Origin of the sequence: Arthrobacter sp. zg-Y895 (assembly GCF_020731025.1) — a bacterium.
Classification (GTDB): Bacteria; Actinomycetota; Actinomycetes; order Actinomycetales; family Micrococcaceae; genus Arthrobacter_B.
This window is the reverse complement of the sequence record NZ_JAJFZY010000004.1, coordinates 713,538-727,397: the sequence shown is the minus strand read 5'-3', so window position 1 is coordinate 727,397 and position 13,860 is coordinate 713,538. Positions and strand designations below refer to the sequence as shown.

The 13,860-nt window shown below is 66.1% G+C and carries 13 protein-coding genes and 1 pseudogene; 10 read left to right on the top strand and 4 right to left on the bottom strand.

Translation table 11 applies throughout. The annotated features are described in order from the left end of the window. Nucleotides 1-6 precede the first annotated feature (6 nt). Genes LJ760_RS10220 through LJ760_RS10210 form a run of 3 tightly spaced genes read left to right on the top strand, consistent with a single transcriptional unit; the run spans nt 7 to nt 2,733 of the window. Nucleotides 7-681 (top strand): DUF5998 family protein, encoded by a 675-nt coding sequence (locus tag LJ760_RS10220; protein WP_227922454.1) that lies wholly within the window; start codon nt 7-9, stop codon nt 679-681. A gap of 4 nt (nt 682-685) precedes the next feature. Then, entirely contained in the window at nt 686-1,894 is a 1,209-nt protein-coding gene (locus tag LJ760_RS10215) for an alkaline phosphatase family protein (RefSeq protein ID WP_227922451.1), read from the top strand. A 2-nt stretch (nt 1,895-1,896) separates the two neighbouring features. Beyond that, nucleotides 1,897-2,733, top strand: coding sequence for a thymidine kinase (locus LJ760_RS10210; protein WP_227922448.1), 837 nt, complete (start codon nt 1,897-1,899; stop codon nt 2,731-2,733). A gap of 133 nt (nt 2,734-2,866) precedes the next feature. On the opposite strand, the gene sepH is transcribed toward LJ760_RS10210, so the two are convergent. After that, entirely contained in the window at nt 2,867-4,183 is a 1,317-nt protein-coding gene (gene sepH / locus LJ760_RS10205) for a septation protein SepH (RefSeq protein ID WP_227922446.1), read from the bottom strand. A 316-nt stretch (nt 4,184-4,499) separates the two neighbouring features. On the opposite strand from sepH, the gene LJ760_RS10200 reads away from it, so the two are divergent. Continuing rightward, nucleotides 4,500-4,799, top strand: a complete 300-nt coding sequence (locus tag LJ760_RS10200; protein ID WP_227922443.1) for a DUF4193 domain-containing protein — start codon at nt 4,500-4,502, stop codon at nt 4,797-4,799. Between the two features lies 1 nt (nt 4,800). Here the strand turns inward: LJ760_RS10200 and LJ760_RS10195 are convergent, their stop codons facing one another. Beyond that, on the bottom strand, nt 4,801-5,286 hold the full coding sequence (locus LJ760_RS10195; RefSeq protein ID WP_227922439.1) for a DUF3093 domain-containing protein: 486 nt from the start codon (nt 5,284-5,286) through the stop codon (nt 4,801-4,803). Nucleotides 5,287-5,491: 205 nt separating this feature from the next. Between LJ760_RS10195 and dut the strand changes: the two genes are divergently transcribed. The 4 genes and pseudogenes from dut to LJ760_RS10175 form a co-directional block, all read left to right on the top strand. After that, nucleotides 5,492-5,962 carry a dUTP diphosphatase gene (dut, locus tag LJ760_RS10190; RefSeq protein WP_331460715.1) on the top strand — a complete coding sequence of 157 codons (471 nt, stop codon included), beginning with the start codon at nt 5,492-5,494 and terminating at the stop codon, nt 5,960-5,962. Nucleotides 5,963-6,029: 67 nt separating this feature from the next. Further along, the gene (locus LJ760_RS10185; RefSeq protein ID WP_227922434.1) at nt 6,030-6,755 is read left to right on the top strand and encodes a DUF3710 domain-containing protein; all 726 of its coding nucleotides are present in this window, start codon (nt 6,030-6,032) and stop codon (nt 6,753-6,755) included. A gap of 3 nt (nt 6,756-6,758) precedes the next feature. Continuing rightward, the gene (locus LJ760_RS10180; protein ID WP_227922430.1) at nt 6,759-7,100 is read left to right on the top strand and encodes a hypothetical protein; all 342 of its coding nucleotides are present in this window, start codon (nt 6,759-6,761) and stop codon (nt 7,098-7,100) included. Beyond that, nucleotides 7,097-7,705: pseudogene (locus tag LJ760_RS10175) on the top strand (DUF3159 domain-containing protein); the annotation flags it as partial. The gene LJ760_RS10180 and the pseudogene LJ760_RS10175, both read left to right, overlap by 4 nt. A gap of 17 nt (nt 7,706-7,722) precedes the next feature. Here the strand turns inward: LJ760_RS10175 and LJ760_RS10170 are convergent. Both LJ760_RS10170 and LJ760_RS10165 read right to left on the bottom strand, forming a co-directional pair. Further along, nucleotides 7,723-8,571 (bottom strand): potassium channel family protein, encoded by an 849-nt coding sequence (locus LJ760_RS10170; RefSeq protein WP_227922428.1) that lies wholly within the window; start codon nt 8,569-8,571, stop codon nt 7,723-7,725. Then, on the bottom strand, nt 8,568-9,242 hold the full coding sequence (locus LJ760_RS10165) for a potassium channel family protein (RefSeq protein WP_227922425.1): 675 nt from the start codon (nt 9,240-9,242) through the stop codon (nt 8,568-8,570). The genes LJ760_RS10170 and LJ760_RS10165 overlap by 4 nt, the downstream gene beginning before the upstream one ends. Nucleotides 9,243-9,429: 187 nt before the next feature. On the opposite strand from LJ760_RS10165, the gene LJ760_RS10160 reads away from it, so the two are divergent. After that, the gene (locus LJ760_RS10160; RefSeq protein ID WP_227922422.1) at nt 9,430-10,719 is read left to right on the top strand and encodes a class I SAM-dependent RNA methyltransferase; all 1,290 of its coding nucleotides are present in this window, start codon (nt 9,430-9,432) and stop codon (nt 10,717-10,719) included. Nucleotides 10,720-11,031: 312 nt separating this feature from the next. Then, the gene (locus LJ760_RS10155; RefSeq protein ID WP_227922419.1) at nt 11,032-13,857 is read left to right on the top strand and encodes an aconitate hydratase; all 2,826 of its coding nucleotides are present in this window, start codon (nt 11,032-11,034) and stop codon (nt 13,855-13,857) included. Nucleotides 13,858-13,860: the final 3 nt, after the last annotated feature.

The window sequence follows — 13,860 nt, the reverse complement described above, 5'->3', positions numbered from 1 at the left end:
GGAAGCATGTCGCCGTTACTTTCCGCTGAACGCCGCAGCCTTGACGCATCCATGGAACGGGCAGGCTTCTACCCGACGCTTTTGGCCGACGTGGTCCACGATGCCCTCGACGGCCGCGAACCGCTGTCCCATCTGATCCACCTCGAAACCCATTTTGAGCGTACCGAGGTGCACCGCCACATCACGGTCCTGGTGCTGACCGAGGACATGCTCGTCATCACCCACGTCGATGACCAGCAGCTGGACGAGGCCGGCGAGCAGATGATGGCGCAGGTCTCCACCGAATCCGTGCCGGTAACGCAGATCCGTTCCGTGGTGCTGGGCTACATGTACGCCCAGCCGCAGAACTACAAGCCGTCGGACCCGGCGCGGGAAATGACCCTCGCCATTGCCTGGTCCGGCGGACAGCGCCTGGACATGGGTCCCGCCGGCTGTGCGGATCCCCAGTGCGACGCAGACCACGGCTACACCGGAACCATTGCCCAGGAAGACATTGTGCTGCGCGTCAGTGCGGAAGCCGACGGCGCCCAGGCCGTCCAGAACGCCAAGGCCTTCGCCCGCGCCCTGCGCAAGGTGAATACGGATACCACTGCGGCTCCCCGCCCGATGGACGGCGGCGACCCGCGCCAGCGCATGCCCGGCATCGGCGGACGCTTCAACCGCGCCCACCCGCAGCGCTAGCACCGTGGCATCAAACCCCGCTGCTCCTGACCTCCTGCCCGCAGCACCGGCCTACGGAACCCGTTCCGTAGCGGACGTGCTGTCCAGCGCCGCGGCCGTGCTGGGCGTGCCCGGCTATGAAAACCTGCTGTCCCTTCCGGCGGCCCGGCGGGTCTGCGTGGTGATGGTGGACGGGCTGGGCCTGTCGCTGCTCAAGAAACGCGGCGGGCATGCCCCCTTCCTGAAGGGATTCCTGCCTGCCGCGCGCACCCTCAGCGCATCCTTCCCCACCACAACGGTTGCGTCGCTGGCTTCCCTGGGCACCGGGCTGCCTCCCGGCCGGCACGGACTCGTGGGATACGACGTCCTGGATCCGAACCAGGACAAGGTAGTAAACATGCTCGGTTCCTGGGATCCGGGGGTGGACCCGCTGCAGTGGCAGCCCTATCCCACCATCCTGGAGACCGCCGCGGAGCACATTCCGGTGGCTACGGTCAGCCTGCCGCGCTTTGCCGATTCCGCGCTGACCCGGGCCGCGCTCCGAGGCGGCACATTCATCCCGGCATCCGGGGTGCACGCCCGGGTATCGGCCGCTGTCGACGCCCTGGCAGGTGCGGACCGGATGCTGATGTACCTCTACTGGAATGAACTGGACAAGGCGGGGCACCGGTACGGTGCAGCTTCCCCGGAGTGGGGCAACGAGCTGGAAGAACTCGACAGCGCCCTGAAGCGGCTCGTGGCAAGGGTGCCTGCCGGCACCCTGGTGGTGCTGACCGCAGACCACGGCATGGTGGATGTCCCTGCTTCCCAGCGGTTCGATTTCAGTACCCAGCCGGAACTGATCGACGGCGTCCGGCACACGGCAGGCGAGCCGCGCATGGTCCATCTGTACCTTGAACCTGACGCAGGAGATGATGCGCTCAGCCGGCTTAAAGCCGCCTGGCAGGCTGCCTACGGCACCCGGGCATGGATTTTCACCCGCGACGAAGCAGTGCGTGCAGGTTACTTCGGACCCGAAGTGGATGCTGCCGTCCTGCCCCGTATCGGCGACCTCATGATCGCCGCACGGGAGCGGATTGCACTGTTCGACACCCGCCGGGTTGCTGCCTCGGCACTGGAGGTCACCGGCCAGCACGGGTCGCTCACCAAGGCAGAGTGCGAAGTCCCCCTCCTGGTCCTGGCGCAGCCTGAAACACGCAAGCGCACGTCCTCTCCGGTGCAGGGAGGAAAGTAGCCATGGCGGAACTGGTCTTTTTCTCAGGCACCATGGACTGCGGCAAATCGACGCTCGCGCTCCAGATGGATTACAACCACAGCGCCCGCGGCCGCGGCGGAATCCTGTTCAGCCGCAATGACCGGGCGGGGGAGTCCATGATCTCCAGCCGCCTCGGACTGCAGACGCCGGCGGTTGAAGTGCGTGACGACACGGATTTCTGGGCCGAGGTGCTGCGCTGCAGGGCAACGGGGCACAACGTGGACTACCTGATCTGCGACGAGGCACAGTTCTACAGCGCCGCACAGGTTGAGCAGCTGGCCTCCATCGTGGACGAGATGGACATTGACGTGTTTGCCTTCGGCATTACCTCCGACTTCCGGACCCGGTTGTTCCCGGGGTCGCAGCGCCTGGTCGAGTTGGCGGACCGCATGGAGGTCCTCCAGGTCCGCGCCCTGTGCTGGTGCGGGCGGCGCGCCACCCACAACGCCCGCACCGTGGACGGGGTAATGGTGACGGAGGGGGACCAGGTGGTGGTTGGCGACGTCGAGTCCCGCACCCCGGCGCCGGCCGCTGCCGCCGAAGCGGAGCTGCCGCTGTTTGCGGATGAGCCGTTGTTCGAGGACCAGCCCTTGTTTGACGATCAACCGTTGTTCGACGCAGATGACCTGCTGGCTCCCGGCGCTGCAGGGTCTGCGGCCGGAACGTCGGCGGAAGCCGCCCCCGTTATCGGTTACGAAACACTGTGCCGCCGGCACTACATGCGCCGGGTTACCGCACAGCAGGCAGCCGCCCTCACAGACGCAGAGGAATCAGCGTCGGTGTGTTGCGTGGAGTCCACCAGGGCGGAAACGCCCTAGGCAGGACCTTCGCGCAGGGCGGTCCGTTCCGGTGCCCCGGTTCAGGGCCGGGTGCACCGGGCCACTAGCTCGACGGCGGCCGGATAGTTGGCCCGGCCGCCCCAACGATGCCGATGGTGGTTGTTCTTCGGGACTAGTCGCCCTTGGTGCCGAAGACAATCTCGTCCCAGGACGGGACCGAGGACCGCTTGGGCTTGATGGCGCGCCGTTCCTGGGCGCCGTCGTCCTTGCCCTCTGCCTTATCGGCGTCGGACGGCTGCTGGCCCTTGCCTCCGCTGGGCAGCCGGTCCCACGGGAAATCGCGTCCGGCGTTCTTGCGGGCGGAAGATTCCACCGGTGCCTCGTCCGGAACAGTGGTCTCTGCTTCCGCAGGCGGGTTGGGCGTTTCCTCGTCGGTAGCGCCCGCGGCAGGTTCTTCGGTACGGGTTGCACGCCGGCGGAAGGGCCGCGCCAGTACGCTGATCTCCCGGGTCTGGGTAACGCTGCCGGGAAGGGCTACCGGATCTACCGGATCATCGCTGTCGGAGTCGACCGACGGCGCCAGGGTCAGGCGGCCGGTACGCGGCCGCTTGCCGTTGCTGTCCTCATCCTCCGTATCGGGGCTGCCCTCCCGCGGGTGCGCCGCGGGGACGCTGCCCTTGGACAGCAGTGTTGCCAGGGCATCGTCGCCGTCTTCATCGCTGCCCAGCCGCTGGCCGCGCCGCGACCGCAGGACTTCGAGGATGTCGTCGGTGTCGTCGGAGGACGCACCGCCTTCTGCTTCGAAGTCGAAGACGCGGTCCGCGACGGCGGCCAGGCGGCGGGTGGGCACGGGTGTGTCCAGTGGTTCCAGTTCGCTCAGGACCTGGGCCCAGCGGTTGGTGTTCGTAACGCTCTTGCGCAGCGGGCTGAAGATCCAGCGGGCGGGCGGTTCCTCGCCGACGGCGACCCGGGACTTCTCGGTGAGCTCGAAGCGGGCCACCACTTCCCAGGTTCCATCCGGGCGGCGCCAGGCATCCCACTCGACGGAATCGGGGTCAACTCCGAAGGAACGCAGCCGGTGCAGCACCATGTCGCCGAGGTTTACCGGATTCTCGCCAAAGGCACTGCGGTAGCCGTCATGGGTGGCGGACATGGGCGCAGCAACCTCAACGCCCTGCGCCTGCCTGGCAACGTACTCACGCTCAGCGAGCACGGGACCTTCGTAGCGGCGGATATGCGCCAGGTCGTGGCCGGAAAGTTCGGCAACCTCTTCGGCGCTGGCGCCGGATCGAATGCGGGCCTGGATATCCCGCGGAGTCATGGTGGTGCCGGCTGCCGGAGCAGCCTGCGGTGCGGACCGGTGTACGGGGCGCGATGCCGCCACCCGGAGGGCTTCATCAATCCGAAGACGGAAGGTTTCCCCGCCCTTGCCGCTTAACAGCAGATGTTCGCCACCTTCATGGACACCCACCAGCCGTAGATCCTGCATCAAAAAGTCCTCCACCCGATAGCAATTCCTTCTTGAAACAATGCCATCCCCGGCGCCGAAAACCTAAGCTTTGGCCGGGTGTGGCGCATTTGGAAAGGGGGCAGGATTGCCGTCCCTGCGCGGGAGCGCATGTCCCGAGCAGCAGCCGGTTCGCTTTTTGGCCCTATGTGGGTAAAAATCTCTGCTTTACGGGCACAAAACAGGTATCCGTGGCGTTGATATCTCCGAGTCACCGACGCGGGTCCGGAAGGGCCGGTCCAGCCCGGGGCTCAGGCAGTAGCGGACACCACTCAAACGGACGGCGAGATAAGACACTATGGCGACAGATTATGACGCCCCGCGCAAGACCGAGGAAGACGCCGGAGAAGAGTCGATAGAGGTGCTCAAAACGCGGCGCACCCCTGTGCAGACAGCGGTCGTGGACGAAGACGAGGCAGAAGCGGCCGATGGCTTCGAGCTCCCGGGGGCGGACCTTTCCGGCGAGGAGCTGCTGGTCCGGGTCCTTCCGGCGCAGGCCGACGAGTTCACCTGCGCCTCATGCTTCCTGGTCCGTCACCGGTCACAGATAGCCCTTGAAAAGAACGGCATGTTCTACTGCGTGGACTGTGAGGGCTGATTCAGCGCCCGGAGGTGAGCGCCTCGACCAGCTTTTCCGGACGGCGCGTGGAGGTCAGCCAGTACGGCGTGCGGTCCGCCGGATCTGTGATTTCAATGCGGACCACGGGCGAGATCCAGCCGCGGATGCACATGTAGGCCGTAGCGTTCAGTGCCGGACCGCGCTGCATGGTGGCGTCTTCGCCCCGGAACGCCTCGACCTTGCCGATGAAGCGCCGCTCAATCTGCGCCCGTCCAACCTGCAGGGTTTCCGGGGTAACCCGGATCTGGGGAGTCGAGATCACCAGGAGTACTGCCAGGATGACTGCGGCGACTACGGCGCCGGTGATGCCGGCCGCCAGGCTGATCGGGACAAACACAAGGATGCAGGCCGCGGCGAGGAGGGCGGCGACGAACCAGATCCCGAAGGAAGGTGTGAGGCGTTCGGAGTACAGCACGGTGCCGGCCGAGCTCTTTGAAGAAGGGCTCTTTGCAGAAGGGGATGACATACCCCCAGCTTTTCACCTTTGGCGGAGCATTTCATCCCGCGCCGTGCCGGTGGGCAAATGCCCGGCGACCGTACAGGAAAACGCGCTAAAGTGTGGTGGTTGGCCCGGGGGCCTGGGCCGAACGGCCCTGCTTCCCGGATGCTTCCACCGCCCCCGCAGCCGTCCCGGCTGCTGTTGTTGGAATCTATTGAAACCGGAGAAACTGGTGCAAGATGCAGGGACCACGCTGAAGGTACAGCTGAAAATGCTCGACGACGGGCTGGAACCGCCGTCGTACGCACACCCCGGCGACGCCGGAGCCGACCTTCGCTCCCGGATCGATTTCACCCTTGCGCCGGGGGAACGGCAGCTCATTCCCACCGGTGTTTCGCTGGCCCTGCCTTTCGGCTACGCAGCCTTTGTCCACCCCCGGTCCGGGCTCGCCACCAAGCACGGCATCAGCATCGTCAACGCGCCCGGGACCGTGGACGCCGGCTACCGCGGAGAAATCTCCGTCACCCTGATCAACACGGATGCGACGCAGCCGGTGACTCTGCGGCGCGGCGACCGGATTGCCCAGCTGGTGATCCAGCGCGTGGAAATGGCCGAGTTTGTTCCCGTCGATGAGCTCCCGGATTCCGTCCGGGGAGCCGGGGGATTCGGATCCACCGGAGGATTCACCGCAGTTCCAGCCTGACCCGCAACCGGACCGCGGACAGCGGCCGTACTAAGAACTTGCAGACAAGAGAGAAGGAACTTCGGTTATGGCATTTGGGCGCCGTAAGAAAACCAAGGCAGAGGAAACCGCCGGGCCGGAAGCAGCAGCGGCCGCGGACCCGGCAAACGCCGACGCCGGCAGTGACGCCGTACAGGCTCCGGCCGCCGGTGGTCCCTACGACCTGAGCGAGCGTCCCTCCGAGGAGGGCTACGTTGATCTCGGAGCGCTCCGGATCGCCGCCTCCCAGGGGCTGCAGCTTCGCCTGGAGGTTGAGGAAAAGACTCAGCGCGTGGTTGCCGTGACGCTGGACCTGGAGGGATCCAGCCTTCAGCTGCAGGCCTTCGCCGCTCCCCGCTCGGAGACCCTTTGGGACGACATCCGGGACCAGATCGGCAAGTCCGTGGGGTCGCAGGGCGGCACAGTGGATGAACTCTCCGGTACGTTCGGCACCGAGCTGCTGGCCCGGGTGCCTGCGCAGGCACAGGACGGCTCCAAGGGCTACCGTGTGGCCCGCTTTGTCGGTGTTGACGGTCCCCGCTGGTTCCTCCGCGGAGTCTTCGGCGGCCCGGCGGCCATGAATCCCGAAGCCGCCGGCCCCCTCGAGGAAGTCTTCCGCAACGTCGTGGTGGTCCGGGGCGAGCAGCCCCTGCCGCCGCGCGACCTGCTGCAGCTGCGCCTGCCCCGCGATGCTTCCCCGCTCCCGCGTGCCGACAAGGGTGCCGCCAAGCCGGCCGCACCCGAGCGCGGCCCGGAAATCACGACGATCGGCTAACCGGTGCCAGCCGTTACCGCTTCCACGCACTGCGCGAGCATCAAGTCCCTCCCGGAGCGCGGCCGGGCATACTGCCGCGGCTATGTCTCGGCCATCACAGTGGTTCCGGCCAACGACCCGCCGCGGTTTACCGCCGTGGTGGAAGACTCGATGGCCGCCTACCGCGAAAGCCCCCTGGCGACCCGGGCGAAGGTGCGCCTGGTCTGGGTGGGCCAGCGCAGGGTGCCGGGGATCGAAGCCGGAACCTGTCTGGCCTTCGAGGGCATGGTGTCGAATGTTGACGGCCGCCCCACCATCTTTAATCCGCGATACGAAATCATTGGACGCCCGGAGGCCGACGCATGAGCACACCCAAGCAGCCGGAAGAGGGCCAGCCGGACCTGAACCAGCTCGCCGGACAATATGCGGCCCGGGCCGGAGTGGAACGCCGCGATGACGGGCAGATCGATGTACTCAAGTCCGTCGGCGGCATCCGGGGACTGGCCGAGGCGATTGTTCCCGGGCTTCTCTTCACCCTGCTTTACACCGTGGGGGCGGAGCTGAACCTCTCGCTGGGTGCGGCCGTAGCCGCTGCAGCCGTGTTTTCAGTGGCCAATCTTCTCCAGCGGCGCCCGTTGATGCAGTCGCTCACCGGTGTGGCAGGCGTCGCCATCTGCGCCTTCGTGGCACTGCGCAGCGGTGACGGCGCCACGTACTTCGTCCCCGGGTTCTACCTGAACGGCGCCTACATCCTGGCGTTCCTGATCTCGATCGCAGTCAAATGGCCGGTTGCCGGACTGTTGTTCGGGATGATCCGCGGCGAGAGCCTGGACTGGCGCGCCGCGCCGGTCCGCCTGAAGGCCTACACCTGGGCCAGCTGGATCATCGTGGCGGTCTTCGCCCTCCGGCTGGCCGTCCAGCTGCCCCTGTTCCTGGCGGACAATGTTGCCGCGCTGGGCACCATGCGCCTGGCTATGGGTGTGCCGCTTTATGCGCTGGGACTCTGGCTGGCATGGGTGGTCTCCCGGCCCTCGGCCGTCGTGGCCCCTGAATCCGCGAGCGGGTCCGGCCCTGCTGCGGGGGACTCCTCTGCTGCGGGGGACTCCGCCCCACGGGATTCGGCAGCGCCCGACTCGGCGTCCAGGGATTCCTGACGGGCGTGTGCGGCCGCCGCGGCCGCGGCCGGGGATAGGACTGCCCGCAGTTCGTCTTCGGCCGCAATCGTGGTGATGAAGAACAGCTCGTCACCCGGCTCCACGACGTCGTCGTTGCTCGGCGTGATGGGCGCGTCGTCGCGCAGGATCGCAACCACGGTGGCATCCAGCGGCCAGTCGATCGATCCCAGGGTCCGGCCCGCGAGATGCGAATCGGCGGGAACGGTGAACTCCACCATGGAGGACACCCCGGTCTGCAGGCTCAGCAGCCGGACCAGGTCGCCGATCTCCACGGCTTCTTCGACCAGGGCGGTCATCAGGCGGGGCGTGTTCACGGCCACGTCCACCCCCCAGGAATCATCGAACATCCAGTCATTCTTCGGATTGTTCACGCGGCCTACAGTGCGCGCAACGCCGAATTCGCTCTTGGCCAGCAGCGAGACCACAAGGTTGACCTTGTCATCGCCGGTGGCGGACACGACGACGTCGGCTTCCTCCAGCTGCGCATCCTTCAACGTGGTCAACTCGCAGGCATCGCCGATCAGCCACCGCGCTCCGCGCAGGCCGCTGCGGCCCACGCACTCGGGCTTCTCGTCAATCAGCAGGACATCGTGGCCATGGGAGAGCAGTTCCTTGGCGATGGACGAGCCCACGCTGCCGGCACCGGCAATAACAACTTTCACAGGGACTCCTTGGCTGGTTCCTTGGACAGGATCTTGCTGATTTCCGCGGTCCGGTCAACGGACATCATCGCGTGCAGGACATCACCCTCCTGGTAGCTGCTGTCCTGGCGCGGCAGGGTCCCTTCCCCGAACCGGGTGACATAGGCAATCCGCACACCCGCGGCAGTCTCGATGCTCACCAGCGACCGGCCCAGCCAGCCCTCGTGCAGGGACAGCTCACCCAGGATCAGGCGGCCGGAGGACTCCCTGAAGTCACCGTTGATGCTCTGCTCGGGCAGGATCCTGCGCAGCACCTGGTCCGCACTCCACCGAACGGCCGCAACCGTGGGGATGCCGAGCCGCTGGTAGATCTCCGCACGTCCCGGATCATAGATCCGCGCGACGACGTGGCCTACGTGGAAGGTCTCACGCGCCACGCGGGTGGCCAGGATGTTTGAGTTGTCACCGCTGGAAACGGCGGCAAACGCATAGGCCTCTTCGATGCCCGCTGCCTTCAGCGTCTCGCGGTCAAAGCCGACGCCGGTCACCTTGCGTCCGGTGAAGGTCTGCCGCAGCCGGCGGAACGCCCGCTCGTCCTGGTCGATGATGGCGACCGAATGGCCGGCATTGTCCAGGGTATGGGCGAGGCTGACGCCTACGCGCCCGCACCCCATGATCACGTAATGGGCCAACTGCCCTACCTCGGTTTCGGTTTGGTCCTGCCGCGGACTGCCCGCCGCGGAAAAGCGGCCGCGCCGCTGTCCGCGCATTAAAAACAATCAACGCCAGCTTAGTCCCGACGGCGGCCCAAATAGCACCGCGCTCGGCTCCCGTGGTGAGATGGAGTTTTAGGTTCCATGAAGGAAGTACAACCACCCCATGTCTATTGAACTCACCATCGGCGCCCCGGCCCACGGCGGCCACTTCGTTGCACGGCATGAAGGGCGCGTCGTCTTTGTCCGGCACGGCCTGCCGGGGGAGCGGGTCCGGGTCCGGCTCACCGAATCCGGCGAGGACGCCAAGTTCTGGCGGGCCGACGTCGTCGAGGTCCTCGAGGGTGCAGAGGGACGCCGGGAGCATTTCTGGAAGGACGCAGACGCCCTGCGCGCCGCGGCACGGGGAAAACTGCCCGTGGGCGGAGCGGAGTTCGGCCACATTGACCTGCCGGTCCAGCGCCGGCTGAAGGCCGAGGTCTTCGCCGAGCAGCTGCGCCGGCTCGGCGGGACCGACCTGGTGCCGGAGGTCGAACCCGCACTCGAGGAAAGCGCCGACGGACTGGGCTGGCGTACCCGGGTCAGTTTCTCGGTGGCGCCCAGCGGCCGGCTGGCCATGCACGCCCACCGCTCAGATGAACTCATTCCCGTCGAAGAAATGCCGCTGGCCTCCGCGGCGATCAACGCCCTGCGTCTGTGGGAGACGGATTTCACGGGCATTGACCGCGTGGAGGTAGCCGCTCCGGCTGTCGGCGGACAGCCCCTGGTCCTCCTGATCCCGGCGGCGGGAACCCACCCGCGGATCCCTGCACGGATTGCCGGCAACCTGCCGGACGGCGTGTCCGTGGCCGCCTGGGACCCGGAGAGCCACGAGCTCACCCGGCTGAAGGGACGGACCTGGGTGCAGGAAACGGTGCTGGGCCACGACTACCGGGTCACCGGTGCCGGCTTCTGGCAGATCCACCGTTCCGCACCGCAGACGCTGGCCGCAGCGGTCCTCGAAGGGCTCCAGGTGCAGTCCGGGGAATCCGTGGCGGACCTGTACGCAGGTGCCGGGCTGTTCACCGCTCCGCTGGCCGCGGCGGCCGGGGAGTCCGGCCGGGTGCTCTCGGTGGAAGGATCCCCGGGTGCCAGCCGTGACGCCCGGAAGAACCTCTTCGCCGCACCCCAGGTGCAGATCAGCCAGGGCCGGGTGGACAAGATGCTCCGCGAAGCCGGGGACCTCGACGTCGTGCTCCTGGACCCGCCCCGTGTCGGAGCCGGGAAAGCGGTGGTGCAGCAGATCGACGCAGCCGCGCCCCGTGTGGTCGGCTACGTGTCCTGCGACCCGGCGTCGTTCTCCCGGGACCTGGGCTATTTCCGCGCCGCGGGCTGGGAAATGGACAGCCTGCGGGTCTTCGACCTGTACCCGCATACCCACCACATGGAGTCCTTCGCCGTCCTGCGCAAGCGCTAGCGGGTACCGTCGCCGGCGCCGGAAATGCCGCCGGCGACGCCGGTCACGACGCGTCGTGGCCCATATCTCCTCCGGGCGCCCCTGTAAAGGCTAGGATGGGAAGCAGTTGTCCAGTACTGCGCCTTTTATGGGGGAGTTCTCCGGAAGTTTCGGTTTTTCGGAGGAGTCGTTGCCCAGGCAGGGGGCCTGTGTCGGCAGGAAATGAACCACCGGTTTCCAAGCCGCCCCCTTTGCCCGACTTTTTAGGGAAACCTAACTGGCGGGCAGTTGTGACCTGGACAAAGATAACAAGGTGGCGAGAGGAGTCCTGTTATGACTAATGTGGACAGCTTCGGATCCAAGGGCGTCTTAGACGTCAAAGGTTCCGAGTATGAAATTTTCCGGCTGAATTCCGTCGAAGGCGCCCAGAGCCTTCCGTTCAGCCTCAAGGTCCTGCTGGAGAACCTGCTCCGCACCGAAGACGGTGCAAACATCACGGCAGACCACGTACGTGCCCTGGCGCAGTGGGACGCAGACGCAGAGCCCAGCACCGAAATCCAGTTCACCCCTGCCCGGGTGATCATGCAGGACTTCACCGGCGTACCCTGCATCGTTGACCTGGCTACCATGCGCGAGGCCGTTGCCGCTCTCGGCGGGGACCCCAAGCGCGTGAACCCGCTGGCACCTGCCGAAATGGTCATCGACCACTCCGTGCAGATCGATGCCTTCGGCAACTCCGGCGCCCTCGAGCGCAACATGGAGATCGAATACCAGCGCAACGGCGAGCGGTACCAGTTCCTCCGCTGGGGCCAGACGGCATTCGATGACTTCAAGGTTGTTCCCCCGGGAATGGGCATCGTGCACCAGGTCAACATCGAGTACCTGGCCCGCACCGTCATGACCCGCGAAGTCGACGGCGTCCTGCGTGCCTACCCGGACACCTGCGTCGGCACCGACTCCCACACCACCATGGTCAACGGCCTGGGCGTGCTCGGCTGGGGCGTTGGCGGCATTGAGGCCGAAGCAGCAATGCTCGGCCAGCCCGTCTCCATGCTGATCCCGCGCGTCGTCGGCTTCAAGCTGACCGGTGAGATCCCCGCCGGAGCAACGGCCACCGACGTCGTCCTGACGATCACCGAAATGCTGCGCAAGCACGGTGTGGTCGGCAAGTTCGTCGAGTTCTACGGTGAAGGCGTCGGCGCTGTTCCCCTCGCCAACCGCGCCACCATCGGCAACATGAGCCCCGAGTTCGGTTCCACTGCGGCGATCTTCCCGATCGACGACGTGACGCTGGAATACCTGCGCCTCACCGGCCGGTCCGAGGAGAACGTAGACCTCGTTGAGGCCTACGCCAAGGAACAGGGCCTCTGGCACGACCCGTCCAAGGAAATCAAGTACTCCGAGTACCTGGAACTGGACCTGTCCACCGTGGTTTCCTCCATCGCCGGCCCGAAGCGTCCGCAGGACCGCGTGGAACTGACCAACGCCAAGACGCAGTTCCGCAACGACCTCAAGAACTACGTCCACGAGACCGTAGAGGCCGAGAACGGCACCGTCGACGAGACGCTGGAAGAGACCTTCCCGGCCTCCGACGCCCCCTCGTTCAACGCCAACGCCACCACGGTTGAAGACCATGACCACGACCTGGTTGCCGAGGCGGATGCTCCCGCCCACCGCGCCACCAACTCCGTCCCGGTCACCATGGCCGACGGCCGCAGCTTCGAGCTGGACCACGGTGCGGTAACGATCGCCTCGATCACCTCCTGCACCAACACGTCCAACCCCTCCGTGATGATGGCTGCCGCCGTGCTGGCCCGCAACGCGGTGGACAAGGGCCTGGCGTCCAAGCCGTGGGTCAAGACCTCCGTCGCTCCGGGCTCCAAGGTTGTTACGGACTACTACGAGAAGTCCGGCCTGATCCCGTACCTCGAGAAGCTCGGCTTCTTCGTGGTGGGTTACGGCTGCGCCACCTGCATCGGCAACTCCGGTCCCCTCGAAGAGGAGATCTCCGATGCGATCAACGAAGCCGACCTTGCAGTCACCGCCGTACTTTCCGGCAACCGCAACTTCGAAGGCCGCATCAACCCGGACGTGAAGATGAACTACCTGGCCTCCCCGCCGCTGGTAGTCGCCTACGCCCTGGCCGGCACCATGGACTTCGACTTCGAGAATGACCCGCTGGGCCAGGACGAAGCTGGCAACGACATCTTCCTGAAGGACATCTGGCCGAACCCGGTCGAGGTCCAGCAGATCATCGATGCCTCCATCGACAAGAAGATGTTCAGCGACAGCTACGACACCATCTTCGAAGGCGACGACCGCTGGAAGTCCCTGCCCACCCCCGAAGGTGCAACCTTCGAGTGGGACATGGAGTCCACGTACGTCCGGAAGCCCCCGTACTTCGAGGGCATGAAGGCCGAGCCGGAGCCCGTCTCCAACATTGAAGGCGCACGCGTGCTGCTGAAGCTGGGCGATTCGGTCACCACCGACCACATCTCCCCGGCCGGTTCCTTCAAGTCCGACACCCCGGCAGGCAAGTACCTGCTGGAACACGGTGTGGCCCGCAAGGACTTCAACTCCTACGGCTCGCGCCGTGGCAACCACGAAGTCATGATCCGCGGCACCTTCGCCAACATCCGCATCAAGAACCAGCTGCTCGACGGCGTTGAAGGCGGTTTCACCCGTGACTTCAGCCAGGCCGATGCACCGCAGGCTGCCGTTTACGATGCCGCGATGAACTACCAGGCCGCCGGCACCCCGCTGGTAGTCCTGGCCGGCAAGGAATACGGATCCGGTTCCTCGCGTGACTGGGCCGCCAAGGGCACCGCACTGCTCGGCGTCAAGGCCGTAGTTGCCGAGAGCTACGAGCGTATCCACCGCTCCAACCTCATCGGCATGGGCGTCCTTCCCCTGCAGTACCCGGCCGGCGTCAATGCCGAGTCCCTGGGCCTGACCGGTACGGAAACCTTCTCGGTTGAAGGTGTCACCGAACTGAACAACGGGACCACGCCCAAGACCGTAAAGGTCACGGCCACCCCCGAAAACGGCGAAGCCATCACGTTCGACGCGGTTCTCCGCATCGACACTCCGGGTGAAGCCGACTACTACCGCAACGGCGGCATCCTGCAGTACGTACTGCGCCAGATCTCCGCTAAGTAGCAG

Bases quoted from the DNA above. Each gene is read 5' to 3' on its own strand.
- LJ760_RS10200 (WP_227922443.1), top strand. From the start codon at position 4,500: ATGGCGACAGATTATGACGCCCCGCGCAAGACCGAGGAAGACGCCGGA.
- sepH (WP_227922446.1), bottom strand. From the start codon at position 4,183: ATGCAGGATCTACGGCTGGTGGGTGTCCATGAAGGTGGCGAACATCTG.
- LJ760_RS10155 (WP_227922419.1), top strand. From the start codon at position 11,032: ATGACTAATGTGGACAGCTTCGGATCCAAGGGCGTCTTAGACGTCAAA.
- LJ760_RS10160 (WP_227922422.1), top strand. From the start codon at position 9,430: ATGTCTATTGAACTCACCATCGGCGCCCCGGCCCACGGCGGCCACTTC.
- LJ760_RS10210 (WP_227922448.1), top strand. From the start codon at position 1,897: ATGGCGGAACTGGTCTTTTTCTCAGGCACCATGGACTGCGGCAAATCG.
- LJ760_RS10195 (WP_227922439.1), bottom strand. From the start codon at position 5,286: ATGTCATCCCCTTCTGCAAAGAGCCCTTCTTCAAAGAGCTCGGCCGGC.
- LJ760_RS10220 (WP_227922454.1), top strand. From the start codon at position 7: ATGTCGCCGTTACTTTCCGCTGAACGCCGCAGCCTTGACGCATCCATG.
- LJ760_RS10185 (WP_227922434.1), top strand. From the start codon at position 6,030: ATGGCATTTGGGCGCCGTAAGAAAACCAAGGCAGAGGAAACCGCCGGG.